Genomic DNA, 23,752 nt, shown 5'->3' with positions numbered 1-23,752 from the left:
CGTACTGCAACCGCGTATACCCGCTCATGAAATAGACAAACCCCGTGCCCAACAGTCAAAGTTGGGCACGGGGGCTTCGTCGTTAAGCGCGACCGGGGATCGCCCTAATGTAGCGAAGCTAGAGCGGGATGTTGCCGTGCTTGCGCGCCGGGCGGGTAACGTTCTTGTCTGCGTAGAGGCGCAGGTTGCGCGCAATGACGCCACGGGTCTCGGATGGCAGGATGACAGCGTCGATCAGGCCACGCTCGGCAGCCAGGTACGGGTTGAGCATGAAGTCCTCATACTCGCGCTCGAAGCTCTTGGCCAGCTCTTCAACATCGAGGCCCTTCTCGCGGGCCTCGGCGAGTTCCTTGCGGTAGATGAAGCCAACGGCACCAGCTGCACCCATCACCGCGATCTGGGCGGTCGGCCACGCCAAGTTCACGTCCGCGCCCAGGCCCTTAGACCCCATGACACAGTACGCGCCACCATAGGCCTTGCGCATGGTCACGGTGATCTTCGGTACGGTGGCCTCGCCGTAGGCGTAGAGCAGTTTCGCGCCACGACGCAGAATGCCACCGTACTCCTGGCCGGCACCAGGAAGGAAACCGGGGACGTCGACAAGCATGACGATCGGGATATTGAAGGCGTCGCAGGTGCGTACGAAGCGGGCGGCCTTCTCGGACGAATCAATATCCAAGCAGCCAGCGTACACACTCGGCTGGTTAGCCACGAAGCCGACGGACTGGCCCTCGATGCGGCCAAACGCGATAACAACGTTTTCGGCGCGTTGTTCCATAATCTCGAGGTACTCGCCGTCATCGGTGAGCTTCTCGATGACCTCACGCACATCATAAGGCTGGGTGGGGGAGTCTGGGATGATCTCGTCGAGTGCAAGGTCGTCGGCGGTGATGTTCTCGTCGACGCTGCCCTCGTCCTTGGAGTGCTGTTCAAGCGGGGCGGTGGTGCGGTTATTCGACGGCAGGAAGCTGACCAAGTCAGCGACGTAGTCGAGCGCGTCCTCGTCGTTTTGTGCGACGTAGTGGCAGTTACCGGCGGTGGTCATGTGCGTCATCGCGCCACCGAGCTCTTCTTGTGTGATTTCCTCGCCGGTGACGGTCTTGATCACATCGGGGCCGGTGACGAACATTTTAGACTTCTGGTCAACCATCACCACAAAGTCAGTCAGGGCAGGAGAATAGGCGTTGCCACCTGCGCATGCCCCCATGATCACGGAGATCTGTGGTACAACACCGGAGGCCTTGATGTTTTGGTAGAAGGTTTGGGCAATCCAATCCAGCGAGACCGCGCCGTCTTGGATGCGCGCGCCGGCACCTTCGTAGAGGCCGATCAGCGGGCGGCCGGTAGTGATGGCAAGTTCCATGATCTTGACCATTTTCTCGCCGTACACCTCGCCGAGTGCCCCACCGAAGACGGTGCCGTCTTGGGAGAAGATGCACACTTCGCGGCCGTCGATGGTGCCCCAGCCGGTGACAATGCCGTCGGTGACAGGCCGTTTGGCCTGCATGCCGAAGTCGTGGGTGCGGTGACGCGCCAGCTGGTCCGTTTCGACGAACGAGCCTTCGTCGAGGAGGTAGTCGAGGCGCTCACGTGCGGTGAGCTTGCCTTTGTCGTGGACTTTCTCAATGGCTTTCGCGCCCATGGGCCGCTGAGCTTCGGCGCGGCGCTTTTTCAGGTCCGCGATTTTGCCGGCCGTGGTGGAAGTGTCGGCAATGTTCTCGAGATCCGTGAAACTTGAGGAAACTGTCATGTTTTGAAACCTTAGACAACTGGCCAGCGTTTTTCCACCACCGAAACTCTGTGTTCTCTGTCACGTTCACTGTTTGTGCAGGTGAAAGTAGTTTTCCCTGTGGAACTGAATTTCGTGGTGCCGCGAGCGTACTCTGTGACCATGACACTTCTCGATATCGGCCAGCTTCGCAGAAACGTTACGGGGTACAAAACTATCCAATACGTGACGACGACCGGCTCCACCAACGCCGACCTCCTCAAAAGCGGCGAACCCGGTGCCGTGTTAATCGCCGGAACCCAAACCGCCGGCCGCGGCCGACTCGGACGCCAATGGGCCTCGCCTGAAGGATCATCCATCGCGTTGTCAGTGCTTATCGACGATCCACCTGTCGAACGCCTCGGCTTGCTACCACTAGCCATGGGGCTGGCCGCCACTGACACCATAGAGGGCACGCACCTGAAATGGCCCAACGACGTCCTAGTGGGGGACAAGAAGCTCGCCGGAATCCTGGCCCAGGCCGATTTCAGCGGCGAAGCGAGAGAAGCGAGCGCTGCCGAAGCGGGTGCGGGAAGCGCCACCGCTCCGCGCGTAGTCATCGGCATCGGCATCAACGTCAACCTCACCGGCGACCAGCTGCCTGTGCCACACGCCACATCATTGACGCTGGCAGGCTTCCACGAGCAAGCTAGCGACCCCACCGCTATGGTAGAGAAGCTATTGGTGGCGTTCGAGCGTCGTCAAGCGCAATGGAAAGCCGGGGACATGCAGTTACTGGACGACTACCGCAAAGCCTGCGTCACGATCGGCCAAGACGTCCGCCTTGAAACACCCGCCGGTCAGGTCAAGGGGCGTGCCGACGGGGTAACCGATCGCGGCGAAATCATCGTCGAAGGCACCGCATACTCCGCAGGCGACGTCACACACCTGCGCGCTCAATTACGCCCACATTCCGGTGCCGCCAAGTCGCTAAATCCAAAGAGAGCCCACACACGACGGACGTGACATCCGGGCAGTCAGACTTTATGAGAGCTACCGGGCGGCGCTCGACAAGTATGCTCCACGCGCAAACCTCCGCAAGCAGCCATAACGCGGTGATCAGCCCGACCGTTGTTGCCGTAGCTTCTGCTCGCTAAGTCTTGCCTGTTCGTCGCCACGCGTGGCCTGGAAACCAGTGTTGGTAAGATGCCCCACATGGCACGGTTTCAACTAGGCAGAGGCGAATACGCGCGCGCAGACATGTGCGCCCCGCTGAGCACCCTAGTGTTCCCGTTTCTTGAATTGCTGCTGATCACCGGGGTGGCGTGGATCGTCATCGGGTTTATGGACCAGCCAGAATCGATCGTCGATACGCGACTGCGCAACGCCGTCGTGGGCGTGTGGGCACTGCTAGGCCTGTGGCGATTTGTGCTGCCGCTGATCCGGTCGCGCAGGCAACGCTTCGTGGTCACCAACAAACGCATCCTGGCTAGGTCCGGTGAGCTGCGCCCGCGCGTGGACTCGATCCCGCTGCACCAAATTCACTCCGTGCGACGCCACAAAGGTGGCATCAACGTGGCAGTCTACGGTTTTGACCGCCCCGTCTACTTCCCACACGTCGGCCGAGCCAAACGCGTCGAGGAAATCCTGCGCCGCACGCCCCGGCCGACACCGGGGCCTCGGCCGGGACTAGGATCGCGCCCACTGCCGTACCGGTAGGCAAAAATCTAGAGCTTGCACCTCTAGGGCGGTCATGAACACAGCAGCGAGTGCGAGCTGAGTGATTTCTTCCTTCCTTGCTGCCTTAAGGGGCACGAAAATTCTGTGCAAAAACTGTGAAGCCTACTTGATGGTTGCTGTTTCAAACTTGGGGGATACGCTAATGCTCAGTGTAAAAGACTGGGAAAGCGAGAAACCTAGCAATGGCGGAAGATCGGCAGCCTGAGGCGAACGTGTACTATCGGAAAGTCGGTAGAGAGCGGAGCGTTCGCCGAACTAGTTTTTGCTAGCGGGGACAAGGCCCGTATCGACTGGGAGGACAGCGGCGATGACCCCCAATACTCTGGGAATTCACCATGGATAGGGCACAGAGTCCTTCAATCTTCGCTGCTAGATTTTGTCACTCGTACCCGAGCTCATCGTGATAAGGCAGCTTATGAGTATGTGCGGAATTGGGAAGATATCACGATCTCCATTAAGGATATTGACGAGCACACCCTCCAGTTGGAATCAAGTGAAAGCAAAGACAAGAAATCAAAGCAAGTGGCCAGAAAGCTGCAGAAGACTGCAAAGCAAGCAGAAAAAACACTACTTGACATCGCTAAGCTCTTAGAATGCGGAGTGGAGGCCGATACTAACCGCCAAATCGGTTGGTGCTCTGGTTGCCTATCAAAGTCGGCACATACTAGTTTTGCGGTGCCAGCGTCATGGAGCAAAGCGTCCAGATGTGCAGAGTGTGACGCATTCACAATTGGATGCGCAGTACCTGGCTGCAAAAATTTTGCGAACCGCGGTTTCAAGAAGCGAGTTTTCGCCGTCTTCTGCTCCGAGCACAGCCACGAGATAGCGGACTTTGAAAAGAGCCACGAAACAATTGCCGAGCCGAGTGATTGGGAAGACCTGCGAGATTTTAAAAAGGTGAACGTGCCGCGAAATATAGTCAGAGCAGGCACCACTGTCGCTGTTGCTGGTGGCTCGTCTTTCTTGGTAGCTGGTGCCGCCCCAGCTATCGGGGGTGCTCTCGGCAGCCTAAAAGGATTATCCGGGGCAGCAGCGACCAACCACGGGCTTGCTCTGCTCGGCGGTGGGGCAAAGGCAGCAGGGGGTTTAGGTATGGCTGGGGGCCACATCGTCGTATCAACGCTAGGAACAACAATTACCGGTGCGACCGGGCTACGCGTCGTTAATGCGTATGTGAACGAAGACAAATCGTTCGGGGTGGAGAAGAAACGCGACGGCACAGGTGTCCCCGTCATCTTTGCAAGCGGTTTCACCACAGACAAGAAAGACAACTGGTGCGACTGGGAAAGGCTCATCGATACGTGTTACCCTAACTCGCCGGTTTACCAGGTTACCTGGGGCGCTAGTTCTGCATTGTTGCTTGGTATCAGTGGAACAAAAAATATCGCCCGAAAGGTCCTAAAAGAAGGTTCTACCCGTTTGGCCAAGAGGGCAAGCAAGCTGGCTAATCAACAGTTAGGGCCCCTCGCAGCGGTCGGAGCGACGGCGGCTGCAATAGCCAATCCGTGGCACACAAGCCAGCATCGCGCATTCCGGGCAGGATCCGCGCTGGCTGCCATCCTGGAGAAAACTAGATTCGATGACGGGTTCGTATTGATTGGGCATAGTCTTGGTGGGGCGCTCATGGCCAAGGCCACAGAAGAACTAGGAAAACTAGGTAAAGATTCCGCTTTGAGAACAGTGCACCTACTCGCCCCCGCTTTTCCGGCCTCTCGCGATGTGCTGCCGCTTGTCGCCGGTGTTTCAGGATCGGTTTTCAACTACCGGTCTCGTAATGATCACGCATTAAAAACCTTGTATCGCGTGGCGAATATCCGTCAAGCCGCTGGCCATTTGGGCTTCTTTGCTACGGACAAGAAGCTGGTTGAAATTGATTGCACGGATACGGTGAGCGACCATTCCGCCTACTTTCACTCAAGGTTCACATTGGCTGAGGATGTGGGACCAGTGTGATGAGCCAGCGAGAAGTGCAGGGAGTGTCAGCTCTTAAGTCGCTACCTTGACGGCCTCACAGGGAGCGCCTGGCGATCGGCCTACTACGATCAGACTACGATAAGCCCCATGACTATCGTGACTGTGATTGGCGACGGCCAGCTCGCCCGCATGATGCAAACCGAAGCGATCGAACTGGGCATCCACCTGCGCCTGCTGGCCGGGGCGAAGGACTCCTCGGCAGCCCAGGTTATCCCGGATACGGTGATCGGCGACTACACCAACATCTACGACCTGAAAGCCGTGGCCGAGGGCGTGGTTACGTTTGATCATGAGCACGTTCCCACCCAGCACCTGCACACGCTTATCGACGATGGCGTGGCCGTTCACCCCGGCCCCGACGCTTTGGTACACGCCCAAGACAAACTGGTGATGCGCACGAAGCTGCGTGAAATCGGCGCACCGGTGCCCGAGTTTATGGCCGTGGAATCAGCCGAGCAAGCGGTCCAGTTCTGGGACACCGTCGATGGTCAGGTGTGCCTCAAGGCCACCCGCGGCGGCTACGACGGCCACGGTGTGTGGTTCCCGGGCAGCAGGCAGGAGTGCGAGTCGCTCGTCGTTAAGCTTTTGGGCGAGGGCGTGCCGTTGATGGCGGAGCGCAAAGTCGCGTTCACGCGTGAACTGTCGGCCATGGTGGCGCGCACCCCGAGCGGGCAAACGCGCACGTGGTCCGTGATCGAATCCATCCAGCGCGACGGAATCTGTGTCGAAGCGATCGCACCCGCGCAGGGCCTGTCGGACAAGCTCGGCACCTACTGCCAGGAGCTGGCCACGCGCATCGCCTGCGAGCTTGGCGTGACCGGCGTGATGGCTGTCGAGCTTTTTGAGCTTAACGACGACACCGGCCACCCCACTGTGAGCGTCAACGAGCTAGCGATGCGGCCGCACAACACCGGACACTGGACCCAAGACGGCTGCCTCACCAGCCAGTTTGAGCAACACCTGCGGGCGGTGGCAGACCTGCCGCTCGGCTCTGTCGACCGTACCGCACCGGTGACTGTGATGGCCAATGTGCTCGGTGGTGAGACGGACCCGGAGATGCCGATGGGCCAACGCGTCGCCGAGGTCATGCGGCGCCACCCTCAGGCGATCATCCACTTGTACGGCAAGTCGTGGCGCGCCGGCCGCAAGATTGGGCACGTCAACGTGCGCGGCCACGATGTGAATTCCGCACGGGAGATCGCCCAGGCTGCTGCACACTTCCTTGTTACCGCGCGGTGGCGTTAGCGCACAGGATTTGTAAGCTACGGTTGCACGCGACGGTCGTGTGCCGCGCTAGGATAAAACCCATGCAACCACTTGTTGGCCTGATCATGGGCTCCGATTCAGACTGGGACACCGTCGCACCCGCAGCCGAGGTATTAGCCGAGTTCGGCGTGCCCTTCGAGGTGGGCGTGCTGTCCGCGCACCGCACTCCCGAACGCATGTTGGCATATGCGCAGTCCGCGCACGCGCAGGGCCTGAAGGTGATTATCGCGTGTGCTGGCGGGGCGGCACATTTGCCTGGCATGGTCGCTGCGGCCACCCCGTTGCCGGTGATCGGCATCCCACGCGCACTGAAAGACCTCGACGGGTTGGATTCGCTGCTGTCGATCGTGCAGATGCCGGCCGGTGTACCCGTGGCCACCGTCAGCATCGGCGGGGCGAAAAACGCGGGACTGCTCGCCGTGCGCATGCTTGGTACTGGCGATGACCGACTCGCCCAGCTCATGGCCGACTACCAGAAGCGCATGGCCGACGAGGTTGAAGCCAAAGATCAGGCACTGCGCGACCGGCTCATGGGTGACAATGAGTGAGCATGAGTGACAATGAGTGAACAAGTCGACCCACACTGTGGTGGCTGACCCGATCGTGGTGCTCGGCGCCCGCGTGCATACCGATCGCCCTGGGAAGCTCCTCGAGCGCAGGCTTGCCGTGGCCGCCCGGCTGTACGCGGCGTCGGCACGCACCATCATTGTTTCTGGGCGCGGGGAGGCCTCCGTGATGGCGGACTGGTTGCTCGCCCACGGCGTGGACCCCGCCGATATTGTGCAGGACAACGCGGCAACCAGCACCAACGAGAACCTGGAGAATTCGCGTGCGCTGGCTCCGCACGCGGGAGTGTTGCATGTGGTCACCAGTAACTTCCATGCGCTGCGCACCCGCGTGTGGGCATGGCACCTGCGCATCCCGGTGCGCATTCACCAGGCCAGTACGCCTGCGGAGGCGCGCGCCTTTAATTACGTGCGCGAGATTGTCGCTTTGCCGCACTCGATCGTGCGGGTAGTGTGGCGGCGAATCAAGGCCTGTTTCGACGCGCGTTGTCGGCGCGCTTAACGACGACTCCGTGGTGGGCGTTGCTTGCTATGCCTTCTGCATCGCCTTCCCCATGGCCTTCTTCATGGCCCGTACCGCGCGCAGCGCCCCACCTTTCGCCGCCCGGTGCTGGTTCAGGCGTGGACGGCCACCGAAGGCGGGCACCCAATAATCAAGCCCGTCGATCTTTTCGATGTGGCCGTACTTGGGTTTGTTGCGGTCATCGTCGTTGCGCCCGTTGTGGAAGCCACACAGTTTCGTGCTGTTTCCCAACGTGGTGGGCCCGCCGTGCTTGTGGGCTTCGATGTGGTGATTTTGGCAGTCGTCGGCACCTATGTTGCAGCCGATACCGGCACAGACCGGGGTTAGTAGCGCCTGGATTTGGCTTTCTTTGCGGTTGAGGTGGCGTTTGGGGTCGCGGGCGTCGCGCGCACCGTCAACGTCGCGGAATCGGTACAACTCGACAGGTTCCCCGGAGTATTCGTCGATAAGCAACACCAGCCCGAGGCGCGACAGATGTTGGCGTGCCACGTCTTTGCCGTTGAGGACGGTGCCGTTGGTCAGCGAAAGCTCGACTTCGCCGCCCGAGATGCGGCGCCAAGACTCCACCGAGTCGCCGACCGGAATGATTAGCGCCGGGGTGATCTCGGGGCCGTCGAGGCCTTCAGAAGACGTCGCGGCGCGCAGGATCGCCTCGGCAGCGTGCATGTTTTCTACCCCCTCTGCACTATCGAGGGCCGCTTTGACTAGGTGGGACGGGGCGCGCAAGGTGAGGTCGGTCAGGTCAGAGTCCGGTACCGCCCGGTGCGACACTCGCTGTTTTGGTTCTGCTTGTGGGGCAGCCCCGTACTCCTGCTGCAATTCAGCTGCTCGGTCTTCCAGTGCGCGCGTATTTGGCCACACCTGGCACAGCTCGATGCGCATGTCCCAGTGGTGTTTCGCGGGCACGCGACCGACAAGCCGTTCAATGTCACCGAGTGTTGCTAATGTGTGGCCTGCTGCTTCGGCGGCCGCCCGCGCTGTTTCTTGCTTGTGCGGGGCGGACTTTGCGCGGAAGTATATCTGAGCATAGCGGTCTAGTTGTTTCGCTGTTTTGGAATCCAGGCCCAGCGCGTATAACTCTTTGAGGCTGCATGATGCTGCCTCTGCGAGTACGCCCATAATGCCTGTCCAGGCGGAAGCGAATGTCTCTAAAGTGTTCATGGCTGCAACGCTAAAGCGGTTCACGAGCGCCCGCGTGGCATGTTTTGCAGATGTCCGAAATCTGTGGAAAACAACAAAGTTATCCACAGAAAAACAGTGACGCACGCAACAACGGTTGCGAGTCGCATAAACCCGTGTAAAATCCGCGCCTCGCTTCGGGCTGCGTTAGGAAAACTTGCGGGCGGTAACCTTTTCCGTTTCGGCGATGGTGTCGAGCCGGTCGGCGGACGCCATGCCGGCCACAACCACGACGGACCCGCCCGCGGCCAGTGGCGCTAGCACTTTCGTCTGGAAGTCGCTTGTCGACGACCAGTTGGTGACCAGCCAGCGCTCGGGGCCGACTGAGTCCTCGGCAAACTCGCTCAGGTCGCAGGACTCGCCAAAGTAGTGGTCGCCGTAGAACCGCACTGTCGGACCAAAATCGACGGTACCGAAGGGGAGCTGGCCACCAGACTCTTCGACGCCACGCCCGAATGGGTCGTTGGATACTACGACGACGTCGTCGGCGTCTGGCCAGCGTTCAAACCCGTCAACAGTGGTGAATACGAGCTCGGGGGAGTCGTCGTCAAGCGTGCCCGAAAGCCTAGTGAAAACTGGCGTCAACGCCGCCGCGAAGGTCCCGATCCCGATCACGGCTGCCTGCCAGCTGACCGGCATGTCGATGATGATGGTGGTGTCGGCGGTGGCGTCGAACTCGTCGACCAGCATGTTGGCGATCTTGTTGGCCCAATTGTCTAAGGTGACACCCGAGAATTCTTGGCGGGCGCCGGTGGCTTCGTCGTAGACGGTCAGGCGGGGGCTGGCGGGGTCGCTATGCACGAGGGGTTGGAGCATGCTCATGCGCCCCATCCTAGGCAATCCTGATAACCAATTGAGTAGGCGACGGAACCGAAGCGGGTTTCGAAACTCTGATCCGGGTTATCTGTGCAGTGACGCAACGCTGGAGCCAGCGACAGCCGGAGACGTGCGCGCGGATGTCGCCGTGGGCCAGCTTAAACAGGGCCGAGCTGAAACAAGGCCGAGTTGAAACGGTGTGGCTAGTGCAACCTAGTTCAACCTAGTGCAATCTAGTTCACGCAGCGCGGGCCGTCGCCGCCAGCGGTGATTTCGGGTGCTGCCTCAGTCTGACCGAAGTCGGCGCCCGGGGTGCCCACGGGCGCGGATGGGGCAGTGATTTCGCCGAGATCATCGGTGGCCACGGACTGCGGGCCCATGTAATCATCGTGCGTGACGACGATCAGCGAGTCCGGATCAAGGCCCTGATTCGAGGTGATGGGCAGCCCTCCGAGGCGACCGGCTAGCTCAATGGCAGCGGGGTTGGCAGGATCCAGTGCGACTACCTGGCTGAAGGTGTAGATCCCTTCCATTGCGTTGGTGACCTCAGCGACCGTGATGCCCTGCTCCTCGAGGAGCGCTCCGACGCCGCCTGCCTGGCCTGAGGTGTGGCCGGCATTGAGGACGTGGACGGAGTATCCGTTGAAGAGCGCATCGGGTGCGGGGACTTCGCTGCCAGCAGCAGGGTCTTCAGGCTGGTCCTCGGGTGCGAGCAGCTCGTCCATGAAGTTGTGGACTTCGGCGACATCAACGGTGACGATGGACTCCCCATGGTCACCGATGCCGTCAATGGAGGTCACAGGGATGGTGGTGAAGGTGACATTGCCGCCTGCCAGGTTGGCAAGCTCACTGGCAAAGCTTAAGATGTCCCAGTCTTGATCGATCACCACGGAACGTTCCACAGCGTTGCCGAGCTCGTTGAGCTTGGCCGGATTAGTGAGCACCCCGGCGCTTAAGACCTTGTTTACTAGGGAAGCCATGTACGCCTGTTGGCGCACAATGCGGTCCAGGTCGCCGCGTGGCAGACCGTGGCGCTGCCGCACGAAAGCCAACGCCTGGGTGCCGTTCAAAGTGGACTCGCCAGCAGGAAAGTGGGCGCCGGAGAATTCGTCAGCAACAGGCGCGTTCAAACACACCTCGACGCCACCGATCGCGTCGGTCAGTAACACGAAGCCCAGTAAACCCACCTCGGCGTAGTGGTCAACCTCCACGCCGGTGAGATCTGCCACAGCGTTGATCAGGCCCTGTTGGCCCTCCGCGGCGATACGCTCCTCCAACTTCTTGTCCTCGGTGACGCCACTTCCGATAAGTTCCGCGCGCTTAGCGGCGGCATACTCGGCGTACACACCATTGATTTTGAGGTTGCCAAAATCTTCGGTGTGGACATAAGTGTCGCGCGGGATTGACACAGCAGTTGCTTTGGAGCCGTCGTTAGGCACGCGGATCACCATGAGCGTGTCAGTATTGCGCTCACCGTCAGCTTCACCGGCGTTCAGTCGGGCGAGTTCTTCGTCGGAAAGCGGATTGCCCTGCGCATCCGTGCGCGAGTCGGACCCAACAAGCAAAATATCGGTTGCGCCGTCCTCGTGTTTTCCCTTCGCGTCGGTGCCACCGCCCAGCGAGAGTTCTGAGGCGGAGATTTCGCTGCCGAGCCTGCCGACGGTAGACCAGCCGATCGCCGACACCGCCACAACGAGCACCGCAAGCACCGCAAGCAGCACCTTCACCACGACGGGGCCAGACTGGGTGATATCCCGCTGAGCAGACGGAGCAGCCTGAATATCGCGAATCTGCCTGTACGACTGGCTCACGTGCCTCACTCACCTTCAGGATTCTCGGGTGGATTATGGGTTTAGGGGAGATCGGCCCAAATTATACGACACGCGTACACCAAATGGTGATCCGTAGCCTCAAGAATGCCGGCCGGGTGGGTAAGCTAAGTCCATTGTGTCTGAACTACAAGCAGCCCCCATCGCAGTCGTCTCGGTGACGTATTCACCCGGACGACACCTGCGCGCATTCCTGGAGTCCCTCCCGCAGGCGACGCGAAGCACCGGCAGGGGTACCTATGTGGTGTTGGCGGACAATGGTTCCACCGACGGGGTACCGCAGCAGGCCTCGCGTGACGACGATCGCGTCGAATTCTTGCCGACCGGCGGCAATATCGGCTACGGTGCCGCCATTAATGCGGCCGCGAACTGGCTCGTCGATAAGCGGCGTGCCGGCGAAATTAACCCCGACTACTTCATCATCTCCAACCCGGATGTGGAATTCTTACCGGACGCCATCGACGAGTTAACCGCCTGCCTTGACCGCCGACCGCGGGCCGGGGCGGCCGGGCCGCGCATCGAGGAAGCAGACGGATCGGTGTACCCGTCGGCGCGGGCCGTTCCCACGCTTGTCACAGGTATCGGGCATGCCCTTTTCGGCGATATTTGGCCCACCAACCCGTTTTCGCGCGCCTACCGCGATGACGGCAATATGAATGATGAACGTGTTGCTGGGTGGCTGTCGGGTGCGTGCCTTGCCGTGCGCTGGGACGCGTTCGATGAGGTGGGCGGGTTCGACGAGCGCTACTTTATGTATCTCGAAGACATCGATTTCGGTGACCGGTTGGCGCGCGCAGGCTGGGATAACGTGTTTTGCCCCGCAGCGCGCATCATGCACGACCAAGGCCACGCTGCCAACAAGCACTCGCGTGTGACGGTGCCCGCGCACCACAATTCTGCGTTCCGGTTCCAGGCGGACCGGCACCCCAACTGGTGGCAGGCGCCGCTGCGGGCGCTGCTGTGGGCTGGGCTGAAAGTACGCGGTGTGGTTGCCGGGGTGAAGGCGCGCCGGGCAGCACGAATTGATGCGTGTGAAGAATAAGACAACACAAAAAGCATAAAAGTGAGAGGTTGAGTACACCATGGCGGATCCTTCATCGACAGACGCGGTGATCCTCGTCGGCGGCCGCGGCACGAGGCTGCGTCCCCTAACCGTGAATACGCCGAAACCGATGTTGCCCACGGCGGGCTTTCCGTTCTTGGCGCACCTTTTGGCGCGAATTAAAGAGGCCGGGATGACCCATGTGGTGTTGTCGACGTCTTTTAAGGCCGAGGTGTTTGAAGATCACTTTGGTGATGGCGCGGACTTTGGTTTAGAGATCGAGTATGTCGTGGAGGAGGAGGCGCTGGGCACTGGCGGCGGGATCCGCAATGTGTACGACAAGCTTCGCCACGACACCGTGATGGTGTTTAACGGCGATGTTCTTTCCGGTGCGAATCTTGGTGAGATTTTGCACACTCACACTGCGAAGGACGCGGATGTGACGTTGCATTTGGTGCGCGTTGCGGATCCGCGCGCGTTTGGCTGCGTGCCTACCGACGCCGACGGCAATGTGCTGGCCTTTTTGGAGAAGACGGAGGACCCGCCGACCGATCAGATTAACGCGGGTTGCTATGTGTTTAAGCGTGAGGTGATCGAGCGGATTCCTGCTGGGCGTGTGGTGAGCGTGGAGCGCGAGACTTTCCCGAATTTGCTGGAAAGTGGTGCCACGATGGTGGGGCATGTGGATACGTCGTATTGGCGTGATATGGGCCGGCCGGATGACTTTGTGCAGGGTTCTTCGGATTTGGTGCGTGGTATTGCGTATTCGCCGTTGTTGGCGGGCAGGACGGGAGAGAGTTTTGTGGATAGGTCTGCGGGGATTGCTGGGGGAGTGATCCTGGTTGGTGGCACGGCGGTTGGGCGTGGCGTGGAGGTTGGTGCGGGTTCGCGTATCGACGATTCGGTGCTTTTCGACGGTGTGACTGTTGAGCCGGGGGCTGTGGTGAGGAATTCGATTATTGCGGCGGGGGCGACCATTGGTGCGAACGCGCGGATTGCTGATTGTGTGATCGGTGAGGGTGCTTCTATTGGTGCTCGTTGTGAGTTGCTTGGTGGGATGCGTGTGTGGCCGGGTGTGGAGATTCCTGATTCTGGGGTGCGTTTTTCTTCGGATGCGTGAGCGACACGCCGTAATCTTCATCTACTAGTTGTCGCGACGTTGCAATACCACTATATGTAGTGCCCCCGGAGGTTACCCCCGAAGCTGAGAGCTTGTTAACTGTGTGACTGGAGTGGCGATCCACCTGGGAATTTCCTTAGAAGCCGACCCTAACCCGCTTTTGGGGTTGACGCTATTTGTGGCCCTCGTGTTGAATCGCAGCTGTGTAACTAACAGCCCACCACGTGGCAAGAAGGCGCGTATGGTGGGCTGCATGGTCGAAGTGAAAGACACGGCGATCAATAAACCATTGGAGAAAGGGACCAGGCGTGGAAGACATGGCTCATAACGCTGTTCTCCGTGGCGGAGTCGCAGGCGAAATGACTTTTGATGAGTTGTTCAGCTCTGTGGAACAAGAATGGCAGGATCAGGCGCTGTGCGCGCAAACAGACCCTGAGGCCTTCTTCCCCGAAAAGGGTGGCTCCACACGGGAGGCGAAACGCATTTGCCAAGCTTGCGCTGTGCGAGACGAATGTCTCGAGTATGCCCTCGAGAATGACGAACGTTTTGGAATTTGGGGCGGACTGTCAGATCGTGAGCGCCGCCGTTTGAAGAAGCAGATCGGCTAGCGTCTGCAGTCCGCGTCGCAGACGGTTGCTGCTGCGGGCAGTTAGTACTCAAATCCGGAGTCAATATCCTCGGGAGACACATTTAGATAGTTGGCAATCAAAGCGGTCAGAATCCAAGTGAGGAGTTCTGCTCGCTCATATGCGTTTGTGCACCGCTGCTCTACTGGGGCGCGGAAAATAACTATTCTTGCGCGGGTGGGTAGGCCCTGTGAGTCCACACCTGCCTGCAGAATGCGGCCAAGAGGGACAGGGCCATCGGCGACGATGTCGTCGGGAAGCACTGTCATATCAGCCCGCAGGCGCATCCGGGGCACGGTGTCTACAGCTAGGTCGACGCCGGCTAGTTGGTCGAAATAAGCGTTCTGGAGTGGGGCGTATGCTTCGAGCACCGCTTGGTCGAAGCGTAATGAACGCGTGCGGTAGCGCGGAACCGCCACGGGCAGGAGGGGACCACGCAGCCCGCGGTCATGACGATCATGTCTGACCCGAAGATGAAGCGGACCTTCCGGAACTCCGGGCGCGCTGGGCCCGGCGGGAGGATGATTGGCGCTCATGTGTCCTTATCTTAGGGCGGTAGAGTCGCTGGATGACAGCGAAACACGCCAGACTGGTTCACAAAACTCAAGTTGGGGTTTAGACTTGAGAACTGTGAGTAAATTTCGTCGTTGTTGCCGGACCGGGTGTGGCAAGCCAGCTGTCGCCACACTCACGTACGCCTATTCCGAATCGACCGCCGTTGTGGGCCCGCTGGCCCCGGTGGCGGAACCGCATTCCTGGGATCTCTGCGAGTCCCACGCCAGCCGGATCACGGCACCTTTAGGGTGGGAGATGCTGCGCGTTGATCAGATTGATATCGATGAAGACGATGAGGATATCACCGCACTGGCCGAAGCTGTTCGCGAAGCTGGGCGCGTGACCACCGGTTTGGTGGAACCTGGCGAAGACCCCATCGAGTACTCCGGCCAGCATGACTACACCGACCCCGACACCTCGCGGCATCCTGTGTACCGCACCAAGCGCATGGAGCAGTACAAGCAGGCACGGCGTTCTCACCTGTGTGTGGTGCCTGACCCGGAGCCTGCAGAACCAGGCGAGGCCTGCGCCCACGGCGAGGGAGAGCAGCCGAACGAGTAAACGGAAGGTAAACTAGCCTGTTGATTTATTCACTACTCCCATAGACAGGTGTGTCCGCATGCGCTCTAGCGAATCCGTCTCCCAAGTGATTAAGGCCTATGATGTCCGTGGTGTCGTCGGGGAAAGCATCGATGCTGACTTTGTTCGTGACACTGGCGCGGCATTCGCCCACATTCTGCGTGGCGAGGGCGAAAAAACGATCGCGGTCGGATATGACATGCGCCCGTCCTCCCCGGAGCTTGCCACAGCGTTTGCTGAGGGCGCGACCTCCCAGGGGCTCAACGTCCTCAACTTAGGCCTGACCTCTACCGATGAGCTGTATTACGCCGCCGGCACCTTTGACTGCGCCGGTGCCATGTTTACCGCCAGCCACAACCCGGCGCAGTACAACGGCATCAAATTGTGCCGCGCCGGTGCTACACCTGTGAGCCAAGACTCTGGTCTCGCCGAGATCTCGCAGATGCTTGCCGACGAACACCCTGCTTATGCTGAGTACTCGGGCCCGGAAGGGGTCGTCGACAAGCTAGACGTGCTCAACGATTACGCAGCATTCCTCCGCGGGTTGGTGCCCGTCGACGGACATGGTGTGACTGTTGCAGTCGATGCCGCAAACGGCATGGCGGGGCTCACAGTGCCGGCCACTTTATATGACTTTGATGTGCGTGACCTGTATTTTGAGCTCGACGGCACGTTCCCTAACCATGAGGCGAACCCGCTGGATCCAAAGAACTTGGTGGATTTGCAGAAATTCACTGTGGAGCAGGGGGCGCACATTGGTTTGGCTTTCGATGGGGACGCGGACCGTTGTTTTGTGGTGGATGAAAAGGGGGCGCCGGTGAGCCCGTCGGCGATCACGGCGCTGGTCGCTAAGCGGTACTTGCGTGGTGCGAAGCCGGGTGCGCCGATCATTCATAACCTGATTACCTCGCGCGCTGTGCCGGAGATCATTGCCGAAAACGGTGGTACTCCTGTGCGTACGCGGGTGGGCCACTCTTATATTAAGGCTGAGATGGCGCGCACCGGTGCGCTGTTCGGCGGCGAGCATTCCGCCCATTACTATTTCACCGAGTTTTTCAACGCGGACTCTGGCCTGTTGGCCGCTTTGCATGTGTTGGCTGCGCTGGCGGAGTTCGACGGCCCGTTGTCTGAGCTCATGGCGCGGTATGAGCGCTACGTTGCCTCTGGGGAGATTAATTCCACCGTCGCTGACCAGCAAGCAGCCACCCAGGCTGTGTTGGGCGCGTTCGCTTCGCGTATCGACGAGGTGGACCGCCTTGATGGGGTGACGGTTTCTCTGCAGGATACAAAAGCTTGGTTCAACGTGCGCGCCTCTAATACTGAGCCGTTGTTGCGCCTCAATGTGGAAGCTGAAACGCGGGAGGAAGTTGACACGTTATCGGCAGAAATCCTTGGTGTTATTCGCAGCGAGCATGTTTAATGTGGGATGCGATGAACACCGAGAAGAACACCGAGAAGAACACCGAGAAGAACACTTCCAGCAACACTAATTACTATGAGGGCGCTTGCGATTATGACCGTGAGACTGTCCGGTTTTTCGATGTCGCCCACGAAGGTGCCCAGCTGCGGGCAGTCGCGGCGGTCGCGGGTCTGGCCGATCTGTATGGGATGCGGCCGCGCAGCGTCGTAGTCGTTGGAACTGATCAGATTGCACGCGCCGCTGCCCGCTGTGTTGTGCAGCTGCGGTCACCGCTGCGGGTTCCGGTTCTTGTGGTGGACAGCCTTCCTTCGTATGTGGGTGCCCTCGATGTTGTGGTGATGGTTGGCGATGTAGCCGACAACGACGACTATTCCCGAGATCTCATTTCCGCAGGCCAGCGCGGGGCGACGGTGGTTTTTGCTGGGCCTTCGCAGGGCCCGCTTATCGACGACACTCCGTCTGCAGCGCTGGTTATTCCGGCGCTTCCTACCGCGGTGGGGGCCTCGCCGGCACGCACGATCGGCGTGGTGTCGACGGTTCTCGATGTGCTGGAACAACCTACACCGATTGTGGTGCAGAAGCTTGAGGATCTTGCCGACGAGATCGATGAGGAACTTACTAATGTGTCACCTGAGCGGGATGCTACGGTCAACCCCGCTCGCCAATTGCGTGAATTTGTTGCGGGTTCTCGCATCCTGCACACTGGGCTGAACCGCCATGGCAGGGCCGTCGCGGAGTTTGTGGCCACCTTGTGGTCGGTGCGTGGTGTGCCAAGTGGTTATTGTCATCCCGATGAAACACCCCGCGCGTTGGAACAACCACCGGCCGCTGGCGACATTTTCCATGACCCATTCCTGGATGGGCCGAGCGGGCTGGTACCGTTGAAAACCATTGTTTGGGCCCATGGCGATGCCCCTTGGCCGCATGCACGCCCAGAACACAGCTTGGCGACGCGGCTGGGGGACACTGCTGAGGCTTATCGGCTGATTGCCCGAGCATTTGCTACCACGGCGCTCGACGACTAACACGCGCCATTGTGAGGAACATAGATCGGAAAACTAATCCATGGAGATACTAACGGGTGCACTGCGCAATTACCCGTGGGGTTCGCGCACTATGCTGGCTGACTTGCGTGGACTTCCTTCACCGACGCCCACCGCAGAAGCAGAGCTGTGGTACGGTGCGCACCCCGGCGACCCTTCGCGGATCGGCCAGCGCACGCTGGATGAGATTATCGCCGCCGATCCGGTGGGGCAGTTGGGTGGGCGTGTCGTCGATAAGTTCGGTGAAGAACTTCCATTCCTGTTGAAGCTGCTGGCTGCGGATGAGCCGCTGAGCCTCCAGGCGCATCCGTCGCTGGAGCAGGCGCGCGAAGGTTTCGCCTCCGAGAATCAGCAGCGTATCCCGTTGGGTGACGGCAACCGGAACTATAAAGATCCGAATCACAAGCCTGAGCTTATCGTTGCACTTTCTGAGTTTGATGCGCTCGCTGGTTTTCGCCCCTTACACCAGACACGTGAACTGTTCGGCGTGCTGGAATGTGGGCCGCTGGACCGGTATCTCACCATGATCGATCCGGAGCACGAGGAAGCCAGCCTGCGCGCCCTGTTCACGACATGGATCACGATCCCGCGCACTGTACGTATTTCGCTTATCGACGACGCCAAGGACGCCTGCCAGAAGATCACGGACCGCGACGATTGGATTGGGCAGGTAGCGCGCACGTTCATTCAGTTGACGCACCAGTACCCCGATGATGTGGGTGCGTTGGCGGCCTTGCTGCTTAACCATGTGACGCTGCAGCCAGGCGAGGCGATCCACCTGCGTGCCGGCCAGCTTCATGCCTACCTGCACGGGTTGGGCGTGGAGATTATGGCCAGCTCCGATAACGTGCTTCGTGGCGGGTTAACTAGCAAGTATGTAGACGTGCCGGAGTTGGTGCGCATCTTGGACTTTTCGACGCTGGCCTCACCTCAGGTGGACACAGCCGAATCGCAGGGGGTGACCGAGTACCCGGTGAGTGTGGACGATTTCATTTTGTCGCGCCATCAGCTGGGGGACGCCGGACTGACTGTGGATACTGACGGCCCGGCCATCGTGTTGTGTACCGCCGGGGTGGCTACGTGCGGAGAGGTGGAGTTGACACCGGGTGCTGCTGCATGGATTCCCGCGAGCGATCCTGTGCACTCCTTTACTGGCAAGGCCGACACCGAGGTGTTTTATGCCCGAGTCTGACGTGCCAGGTTTGCTTTGATTTTCTGCCAGAAGGGCAGATGCTTTCCGGACGATGCGGAACTGCTGGGGTGGGGGTTAGGGCTTTCCTGATGGACGGGCGCTGGGGCAGGCCGTTCTGCTGGGTCATCGTCGGTTTCTGGCACGAAGTGTTGATCTTCAGGTAGCGCCGGCTCCGTTGGGGCAGGGCTTACCTGCTCGGTAGGCGCTGCAGGCACTGCGGGTGCCGCGGGCGCTGTAGGAACTGCGGGTGCAGCAGGCTCGGCGGGCGCAGCAGGCGCAGCGGGCGCCTGTCCTGGTTCAGGAACTACGGTTGGCTCGGCTGGTTCACCTTGTGGCACGGCTGTTGCAGGGCTTTCTTGGCGCTCAGGGCCTCGGGGCCCGCGAGAGTCGGCCACAGCGTCGTCATTAAGCGCAGGTGAGGCGGACGGTTCAGGTTGCGCACCGGGGGAGGCCTCGGCACCGGCTATGGGCACAACGTTGGTGGGCCGATAGACCACAGTGGGGGCGACGCGACCTTGTGGGGCGTCGACAACTGCGTTTGGGGGTAGAAACGGGTCCTGGGGCCGGGGTTGCGCGGCCTGTGGGCGCGGTGCAGTGTCTTCAGCCGTAGGGATCAGTCCGCTGGGGGTGGCCGTGCGGTCAGGCTCGGCAAGATGAGTGACCTCGGTGGAGGACACAGCTTCCTCATTGTCGGCTGGGGTGGACCATCCTGCATCAAATACTTGTGAACTTGAACCCGCCAGTGCTCCAATGTTGCCGGGGCCTCCGGGGTTTCCGGTGATCCAGATGAGCCATCCGACGAGGCCAGCCACGAGAAGGCCAGCAATGGTGAAGATCACGACTCGCGTGTTCTGGTCCTTCATGATCCGACTTCCTTTACGAGGTGTGTGCGGTGCAGAGTGAGAGTTACTGCATACCGTAACAAACAGGTAACAACGTAGCAGAGAAGTAAGACATTTCTATGGAGGACACCATTCAACTACACACCTTTGAGGGGATCCAGGCCTTCAAAGACCATTAACTGGGCTGAAACTAGATAAAAACTAGATAAAAACTAGATAAAAATGCGACGAACTGGGGCGTGCAGTGGACAAAGCTATGCCAAAGCAAGTAGGTATTAACTTTGGGAGCCGGTTTTCGGACTCACTAGTGACTATTATTTGAGGAGCACATAATGAGCACGTGGGATGCTGAGATCTTTGCGGAAGACATCAACGTAGAGTTTCTCGATGAACTTGCAGAGCTTGACGACGCTGACATCATCGAATCCGTCAACGATGCCTGCCTGCTGGCAGCCAACCAGGACAACCCAACCGAGGACGAACTGCTCAACGGGCAGGCAGCTGCGACGATCGCAGCAATCTGGGCTGGCGCGCCGTTTACCGCAGGCGAGGTTGCCGAGGAATATCCGTTCATTCGGTCGCTGATGGGCGAGGGCTCGGAAGCACTGGCGGAGGCAGCCGTGACCGTACTGGAAAATGTGGACACGGAGTACGACATTGACCAGTTCCTCGAAGCGCTGGCTTAAAACTCTGGCGTAAACCTGACTGCCAGTCGCTGGTGAGCCGGCGGTGAGGCAAGGTTAGCCCGTGGTTAGCTTGAGCGCCGTCCCAAGGTGAATCTCCCGGAGTTAAATTTTCGGGCTAGAGTGGTGGTGTTTCAAATAACGCTTTTCTATCCACTACTTTGTCAAGGAGTTTTACCCATATGGCTCATGCAGCAGGCGCACAGAAGATCGATTACAAGATTGCGGATATCAACCTCTACGAGGTTGGTCGCAAGCAGATCGACCTGGCAGAACACGAGATGCCGGGCCTGATGGCCCTGCGCCGTGAGTATGCTGACGAACAGCCACTAAAGGGCGCACGTATCTCTGGCTCGATCCACATGACTACGCAGACTGCGGTACTCATCGAGACGCTCACCGAGCTGGGAGCAGAGGTGCGCTGGTCTTCCTGCAATATTTTCTCTACTGAGGATCCAGCAGCGGCGGCGGTCGTCGTCGGAAAGCACGGTACTCCAGACAACCCGCAGGGTGTGCCAGTGTTTGCATGGAAGGGTGAGACCCTTGAGGAGTATTGGGACTGCGTCAACGAGATCTTCAGCTGGGGCGAGGGTGTTTACCCAAACATGATCCTCGACGACGGTGGCGACGCTACCTCGGCCGTTATTAAGGGTATGGAGTTTGAAAAGGCGGGCGCTGTGCCATCGCCACAGGACGGCGACTCCGAAGAGCAGGTTGTTTTCTACGCCATGCTGAAGCGCACCCTTGAGGAGGGTGGTAACAAGTGGACCAAGACCGCAGAGTCCGTCAAGGGTGTCACGGAGGAGACCACTACGGGTGTGCACCGCCTGTACCACTTCGCTAAGGAGGGCACCCTGCCATTCCCAGCGATGAACGTCAATGACGCGGTGACCAAGTCCAAGTTTGATAACCGTTACGGCACTCGTCACTCCGTCATTGATGGCCTGAACCGCGGCACAGATATGTTGATCGCCGGCAAGAAGGCCCTGGTGTGTGGTTACGGTGATGTGGGCAAGGGCGTGGCTGAAGCACTCGACGGCCAGGGCGCGATTGTCGCTGTAACCGAGGTCGATCCGATCAATGCGCTGCAGGCCTTGATGGATGGCTTCGATGTGGTAGTTACCGAGGATGCGATCGCCGAGGCCGACATTGTGATTACCGCGACCGGCAACAAAGGCATCATTACTTTCGAGCACATGCAGCAGATGAAGGACCACGCTGTGCTGGGCAACATCGGCCACTTTGATAATGAGATCGACATGGCGTCGCTGATCCATCGCGACGATGTGTCGCGCACAAATATCAAGCCGCAGGTAGACTTGTTCACTTTGCCCAGTGGTAACTCGATCATTGTGCTGTCGGAAGGCCGCCTGCTCAACCTGGGTAATGCGACCGGCCACCCATCGTTTGTGATGTCGAATTCGTTCGCGGACCAGACCATCGCGCAGATCGAGCTGTTCCAAAACGCGGACAACTACGATAACGAGGTTTACCGCCTGCCGAAGATTCTGGATGAGAAGGTCGCACGCGTCCACGTCGAAGCGCTCGGCGGTAACTTGACTGAGCTGACTAAGGAGCAAGCCGAGTACATCGGTGTCGATGTGGCTGGCCCATACAAGCCGGAACACTACCGCTACTAGTTGCGCAACTGACTCATGATCATCGCGATTGAAGGAATCGACGGCGCAGGCAAAAATACTCTCATGCGGGCCCTGCGCACCGATCTTGCGCAGGACTTCGCTGAGGTGGACACCCTGTCGTTTCCGCGTTACGACGATTCCATCCACGCCCAACTTGCCCACGAAGCACTGCACGGGCGCATGGGCGATCTCACCGCTTCTGCCTACGCCATGGCAACGTTGTTTGCTCTGGATCGCGCCGGGGCGAAGGATCGGCTGGACGCGTTCGCGCGTGGCGACGATCGCGTGTTGCTTTTAGACCGCTATGTTGCGTCGAATGCTGCTTACACGGCGGCTCGCACCGGTGACTACGGGGTGATCGACTGGGTGGGGCAGTTGGAATACGGCCGCCTCGAGCTGCCACAACCACAGCTGCAGATCCTGCTGTCCACCGCCCCGGAGGAAGCGTCGAAACGCGCGCGGAAGCGGGAGGCGACGGATGTAACGCGCACGCGCGACAGTTACGAGCGCGACAGTGATCTGCAGCAGGCAACGTATGAGGCATACGTGTACCTTGCGGAAAGTAAATGGGCGGGTCAATGGGTGCACTCTGACGCTGTGGACGCTATTCTGCAAGAGATCCGAAAACTATAAAACGGGCTGAACACCTCAGAAGGAGCCGGCATGTCCAACAAGATTCTTGTCGTCGATGATGATCCAGCGATCTCCGAGATGCTTTCGATTGTCCTCGAGGCCGAGGGCTTGGACCCCATCGTGGTCAATGATGGCAACGAGGCGGTGCCGGCGTTTCGTGAGCATGATCCAGACCTGATCCTTCTAGACCTCATGCTGCCCGGTATGAATGGTGTGGATATCTGTAAGGCGATCCGCGCGGAATCCTCTGTGCCGATTGTGATGCTCACCGCGAAGACCGACACGGTGGACGTGGTCCTCGGCCTGGAGTCTGGGGCGGATGACTACATCACTAAACCGTTTAAACCGAAAGAGCTGGTCGCCCGTATTCGCGCGCGCCTGCGCCGAACCGACGAGGAACCATCGGAGATCATTGAGGTGGGTGACCTGACCATCGACGTGCCACAGCACATGGTCAAGCGTGGCGATGAAGAAATTGCACTCACCCCGCTCGAATTTGACCTGCTGCTGGAAATGGCGCGCAAGCCGAAGCAGGTGCACACTCGCGAAGAACTGTTGGAGTCGGTGTGGGGCTACCGCCACGCTTCCGATACCCGTTTGGTCAATGTGCATGTGCAGCGGCTTCGGTCCAAGATTGAGAAGGATCCGGAAGACCCACAGATTGTGCTGACCGTGCGTGGTGTTGGCTATAAGACCGGCACGCCTGGCGATTAAGCACTCGAAAGTCAAAAGGGGAGCGTGAAGTCCTGATTCAAGCACTTCGCCGGCTCAAAGAC

At 59.5% G+C, this 23,752-nt stretch carries 23 protein-coding genes; 17 read left to right on the top strand and 6 right to left on the bottom strand.

The window, feature by feature from the left end:
• Window positions 1-118: 118 nt before the first annotated feature.
• Window positions 119-1,750: an acyl-CoA carboxylase subunit beta gene (locus CKV99_RS08720; protein WP_092255896.1), complete on the bottom strand. Its 1,632-nt coding sequence runs from the start codon at window positions 1,748-1,750 to the stop codon at window positions 119-121.
• Between the two features lie 141 nt (window positions 1,751-1,891).
• Between CKV99_RS08720 and CKV99_RS08715 the strand changes: the two genes are divergently transcribed.
• The 6 genes from CKV99_RS08715 to CKV99_RS08690 all read left to right on the top strand — a co-directional run bounded on the left by CKV99_RS08715 (window position 1,892) and on the right by CKV99_RS08690 (window position 7,756).
• Entirely contained in the window at window positions 1,892-2,734 is an 843-nt protein-coding gene (locus CKV99_RS08715) for a biotin--[acetyl-CoA-carboxylase] ligase (RefSeq protein ID WP_092256727.1), read from the top strand.
• 189 nt (window positions 2,735-2,923) lie between these two features.
• Window positions 2,924-3,427: a YdbT family protein gene (locus CKV99_RS08710; RefSeq protein WP_092255893.1), complete on the top strand. Its 504-nt coding sequence runs from the start codon at window positions 2,924-2,926 to the stop codon at window positions 3,425-3,427.
• Window positions 3,428-4,351: 924 nt separating this feature from the next.
• Window positions 4,352-5,401 (top strand): DUF726 domain-containing protein, encoded by a 1,050-nt coding sequence (locus CKV99_RS08705; RefSeq protein ID WP_157728409.1) that lies wholly within the window; start codon window positions 4,352-4,354, stop codon window positions 5,399-5,401.
• A gap of 108 nt (window positions 5,402-5,509) precedes the next feature.
• On the top strand, window positions 5,510-6,667 hold the full coding sequence (locus tag CKV99_RS08700; RefSeq protein WP_092255890.1) for a 5-(carboxyamino)imidazole ribonucleotide synthase: 1,158 nt from the start codon (window positions 5,510-5,512) through the stop codon (window positions 6,665-6,667).
• 62 nt (window positions 6,668-6,729) lie between these two features.
• Window positions 6,730-7,236, top strand: a complete 507-nt coding sequence (gene purE, locus CKV99_RS08695) for a 5-(carboxyamino)imidazole ribonucleotide mutase (RefSeq protein ID WP_092255887.1) — start codon at window positions 6,730-6,732, stop codon at window positions 7,234-7,236.
• A 16-nt stretch (window positions 7,237-7,252) separates the two neighbouring features.
• Window positions 7,253-7,756, top strand: coding sequence for a YdcF family protein (locus CKV99_RS08690; protein WP_231909994.1), 504 nt, complete (start codon window positions 7,253-7,255; stop codon window positions 7,754-7,756).
• A 27-nt stretch (window positions 7,757-7,783) separates the two neighbouring features.
• On the opposite strand, the gene CKV99_RS08685 is transcribed toward CKV99_RS08690, so the two are convergent.
• The 3 genes from CKV99_RS08685 to CKV99_RS08675 form a co-directional block, all read right to left on the bottom strand.
• Window positions 7,784-8,938 carry an HNH endonuclease signature motif containing protein gene (locus tag CKV99_RS08685; RefSeq protein ID WP_143063381.1) on the bottom strand — a complete coding sequence of 385 codons (1,155 nt, stop codon included), beginning with the start codon at window positions 8,936-8,938 and terminating at the stop codon, window positions 7,784-7,786.
• Window positions 8,939-9,103: 165 nt separating this feature from the next.
• Window positions 9,104-9,778: a TIGR03089 family protein gene (locus CKV99_RS08680; protein ID WP_092255881.1), complete on the bottom strand. Its 675-nt coding sequence runs from the start codon at window positions 9,776-9,778 to the stop codon at window positions 9,104-9,106.
• A 227-nt stretch (window positions 9,779-10,005) separates the two neighbouring features.
• Window positions 10,006-11,583, bottom strand: a complete 1,578-nt coding sequence (locus CKV99_RS08675) for an LCP family protein (protein ID WP_092255879.1) — start codon at window positions 11,581-11,583, stop codon at window positions 10,006-10,008.
• 136 nt (window positions 11,584-11,719) lie between these two features.
• Between CKV99_RS08675 and CKV99_RS08670 the strand changes: the two genes are divergently transcribed.
• The 3 genes from CKV99_RS08670 to CKV99_RS08660 all read left to right on the top strand — a co-directional run bounded on the left by CKV99_RS08670 (window position 11,720) and on the right by CKV99_RS08660 (window position 14,371).
• Window positions 11,720-12,643 carry a glycosyltransferase family 2 protein gene (locus CKV99_RS08670; protein ID WP_092255876.1) on the top strand — a complete coding sequence of 308 codons (924 nt, stop codon included), beginning with the start codon at window positions 11,720-11,722 and terminating at the stop codon, window positions 12,641-12,643.
• Between the two features lie 40 nt (window positions 12,644-12,683).
• The gene (gene manB / locus CKV99_RS08665) at window positions 12,684-13,763 is read left to right on the top strand and encodes a mannose-1-phosphate guanylyltransferase (protein WP_092255873.1); all 1,080 of its coding nucleotides are present in this window, start codon (window positions 12,684-12,686) and stop codon (window positions 13,761-13,763) included.
• Window positions 13,764-14,080: 317 nt separating this feature from the next.
• Window positions 14,081-14,371, top strand: a complete 291-nt coding sequence (locus tag CKV99_RS08660; protein WP_408607562.1) for a WhiB family transcriptional regulator — start codon at window positions 14,081-14,083, stop codon at window positions 14,369-14,371.
• A gap of 41 nt (window positions 14,372-14,412) precedes the next feature.
• Here CKV99_RS08660 and CKV99_RS08655 read toward each other — a convergent pair whose 3' ends face one another.
• Window positions 14,413-14,925, bottom strand: a complete 513-nt coding sequence (locus CKV99_RS08655; RefSeq protein WP_177178079.1) for a metallopeptidase family protein — start codon at window positions 14,923-14,925, stop codon at window positions 14,413-14,415.
• Window positions 14,926-15,019: 94 nt separating this feature from the next.
• On the opposite strand from CKV99_RS08655, the gene CKV99_RS08650 reads away from it, so the two are divergent.
• The 4 genes from CKV99_RS08650 to manA are packed head-to-tail and all read left to right on the top strand — an operon-like array spanning window position 15,020 to window position 19,178.
• The gene (locus CKV99_RS08650) at window positions 15,020-15,505 is read left to right on the top strand and encodes a DUF3499 domain-containing protein (protein WP_092255868.1); all 486 of its coding nucleotides are present in this window, start codon (window positions 15,020-15,022) and stop codon (window positions 15,503-15,505) included.
• 58 nt (window positions 15,506-15,563) lie between these two features.
• On the top strand, window positions 15,564-16,943 hold the full coding sequence (locus CKV99_RS08645) for a phosphomannomutase/phosphoglucomutase (RefSeq protein WP_092255863.1): 1,380 nt from the start codon (window positions 15,564-15,566) through the stop codon (window positions 16,941-16,943).
• An 11-nt stretch (window positions 16,944-16,954) separates the two neighbouring features.
• Window positions 16,955-17,968, top strand: coding sequence for a hypothetical protein (locus tag CKV99_RS08640; RefSeq protein WP_092256717.1), 1,014 nt, complete (start codon window positions 16,955-16,957; stop codon window positions 17,966-17,968).
• Window positions 17,969-18,008: 40 nt separating this feature from the next.
• Complete coding sequence (gene manA, locus CKV99_RS08635; protein WP_092255860.1) at window positions 18,009-19,178, top strand: mannose-6-phosphate isomerase, class I; 1,170 nt, start codon at window positions 18,009-18,011, stop codon at window positions 19,176-19,178.
• Here manA and CKV99_RS08630 read toward each other — a convergent pair.
• Window positions 19,163-20,041, bottom strand: coding sequence for a hypothetical protein (locus tag CKV99_RS08630; RefSeq protein ID WP_092255857.1), 879 nt, complete (start codon window positions 20,039-20,041; stop codon window positions 19,163-19,165). The genes manA and CKV99_RS08630 overlap by 16 nt on opposite strands.
• Before the next feature lie 311 nt (window positions 20,042-20,352).
• On the opposite strand from CKV99_RS08630, the gene CKV99_RS08625 reads away from it, so the two are divergent.
• From CKV99_RS08625 to mtrA, 4 genes are all read left to right on the top strand, one after another.
• Window positions 20,353-20,706: a DUF4259 domain-containing protein gene (locus CKV99_RS08625; RefSeq protein ID WP_092255854.1), complete on the top strand. Its 354-nt coding sequence runs from the start codon at window positions 20,353-20,355 to the stop codon at window positions 20,704-20,706.
• A 179-nt stretch (window positions 20,707-20,885) separates the two neighbouring features.
• Window positions 20,886-22,343 (top strand): adenosylhomocysteinase, encoded by a 1,458-nt coding sequence (ahcY, locus tag CKV99_RS08620; protein WP_092255852.1) that lies wholly within the window; start codon window positions 20,886-20,888, stop codon window positions 22,341-22,343.
• Window positions 22,344-22,358: 15 nt separating this feature from the next.
• The gene (locus CKV99_RS08615) at window positions 22,359-22,976 is read left to right on the top strand and encodes a dTMP kinase (protein WP_092255849.1); all 618 of its coding nucleotides are present in this window, start codon (window positions 22,359-22,361) and stop codon (window positions 22,974-22,976) included.
• A 30-nt stretch (window positions 22,977-23,006) separates the two neighbouring features.
• Entirely contained in the window at window positions 23,007-23,690 is a 684-nt protein-coding gene (gene mtrA / locus CKV99_RS08610) for an MtrAB system response regulator MtrA (protein ID WP_092255846.1), read from the top strand.
• The last annotated feature ends 62 nt before the right edge of the window (window positions 23,691-23,752 follow it).

The organism is Corynebacterium cystitidis (genome assembly GCF_900187295.1).
Taxonomy (GTDB): domain Bacteria; phylum Actinomycetota; class Actinomycetes; order Mycobacteriales; family Mycobacteriaceae; genus Corynebacterium; species Corynebacterium cystitidis.
The sequence above is the reverse complement of the archived record's forward strand: the minus strand, read 5'-3'. Positions and strand labels throughout refer to the sequence as shown.

Excerpts from the sequence above, each read along its gene's own strand:
- CKV99_RS08700 (WP_092255890.1), top strand. The coding sequence starts at position 5,510 with ATGACTATCGTGACTGTGATTGGCGACGGCCAGCTCGCCCGCATGATG.
- CKV99_RS08645 (WP_092255863.1), top strand. The coding sequence starts at position 15,564 with ATGCGCTCTAGCGAATCCGTCTCCCAAGTGATTAAGGCCTATGATGTC.
- purE (WP_092255887.1), top strand. The coding sequence starts at position 6,730 with ATGCAACCACTTGTTGGCCTGATCATGGGCTCCGATTCAGACTGGGAC.
- CKV99_RS08655 (WP_177178079.1), bottom strand. The coding sequence starts at position 14,925 with ATGAGCGCCAATCATCCTCCCGCCGGGCCCAGCGCGCCCGGAGTTCCG.
- ahcY (WP_092255852.1), top strand. The coding sequence starts at position 20,886 with ATGGCTCATGCAGCAGGCGCACAGAAGATCGATTACAAGATTGCGGAT.
- CKV99_RS08685 (WP_143063381.1), bottom strand. The coding sequence starts at position 8,938 with ATGAACACTTTAGAGACATTCGCTTCCGCCTGGACAGGCATTATGGGC.
- CKV99_RS08660 (WP_408607562.1), top strand. The coding sequence starts at position 14,081 with ATGGCTCATAACGCTGTTCTCCGTGGCGGAGTCGCAGGCGAAATGACT.
- CKV99_RS08680 (WP_092255881.1), bottom strand. The coding sequence starts at position 9,778 with ATGAGCATGCTCCAACCCCTCGTGCATAGCGACCCCGCCAGCCCCCGC.
- CKV99_RS08710 (WP_092255893.1), top strand. The coding sequence starts at position 2,924 with ATGGCACGGTTTCAACTAGGCAGAGGCGAATACGCGCGCGCAGACATG.
- CKV99_RS08715 (WP_092256727.1), top strand. The coding sequence starts at position 1,892 with ATGACACTTCTCGATATCGGCCAGCTTCGCAGAAACGTTACGGGGTAC.
- mtrA (WP_092255846.1), top strand. The coding sequence starts at position 23,007 with ATGTCCAACAAGATTCTTGTCGTCGATGATGATCCAGCGATCTCCGAG.
- CKV99_RS08625 (WP_092255854.1), top strand. The coding sequence starts at position 20,353 with ATGAGCACGTGGGATGCTGAGATCTTTGCGGAAGACATCAACGTAGAG.
- CKV99_RS08720 (WP_092255896.1), bottom strand. The coding sequence starts at position 1,750 with ATGACAGTTTCCTCAAGTTTCACGGATCTCGAGAACATTGCCGACACT.
- CKV99_RS08640 (WP_092256717.1), top strand. The coding sequence starts at position 16,955 with ATGAACACCGAGAAGAACACCGAGAAGAACACCGAGAAGAACACTTCC.
- manB (WP_092255873.1), top strand. The coding sequence starts at position 12,684 with ATGGCGGATCCTTCATCGACAGACGCGGTGATCCTCGTCGGCGGCCGC.
- manA (WP_092255860.1), top strand. The coding sequence starts at position 18,009 with ATGGAGATACTAACGGGTGCACTGCGCAATTACCCGTGGGGTTCGCGC.
- CKV99_RS08615 (WP_092255849.1), top strand. The coding sequence starts at position 22,359 with ATGATCATCGCGATTGAAGGAATCGACGGCGCAGGCAAAAATACTCTC.
- CKV99_RS08630 (WP_092255857.1), bottom strand. The coding sequence starts at position 20,041 with ATGAAGGACCAGAACACGCGAGTCGTGATCTTCACCATTGCTGGCCTT.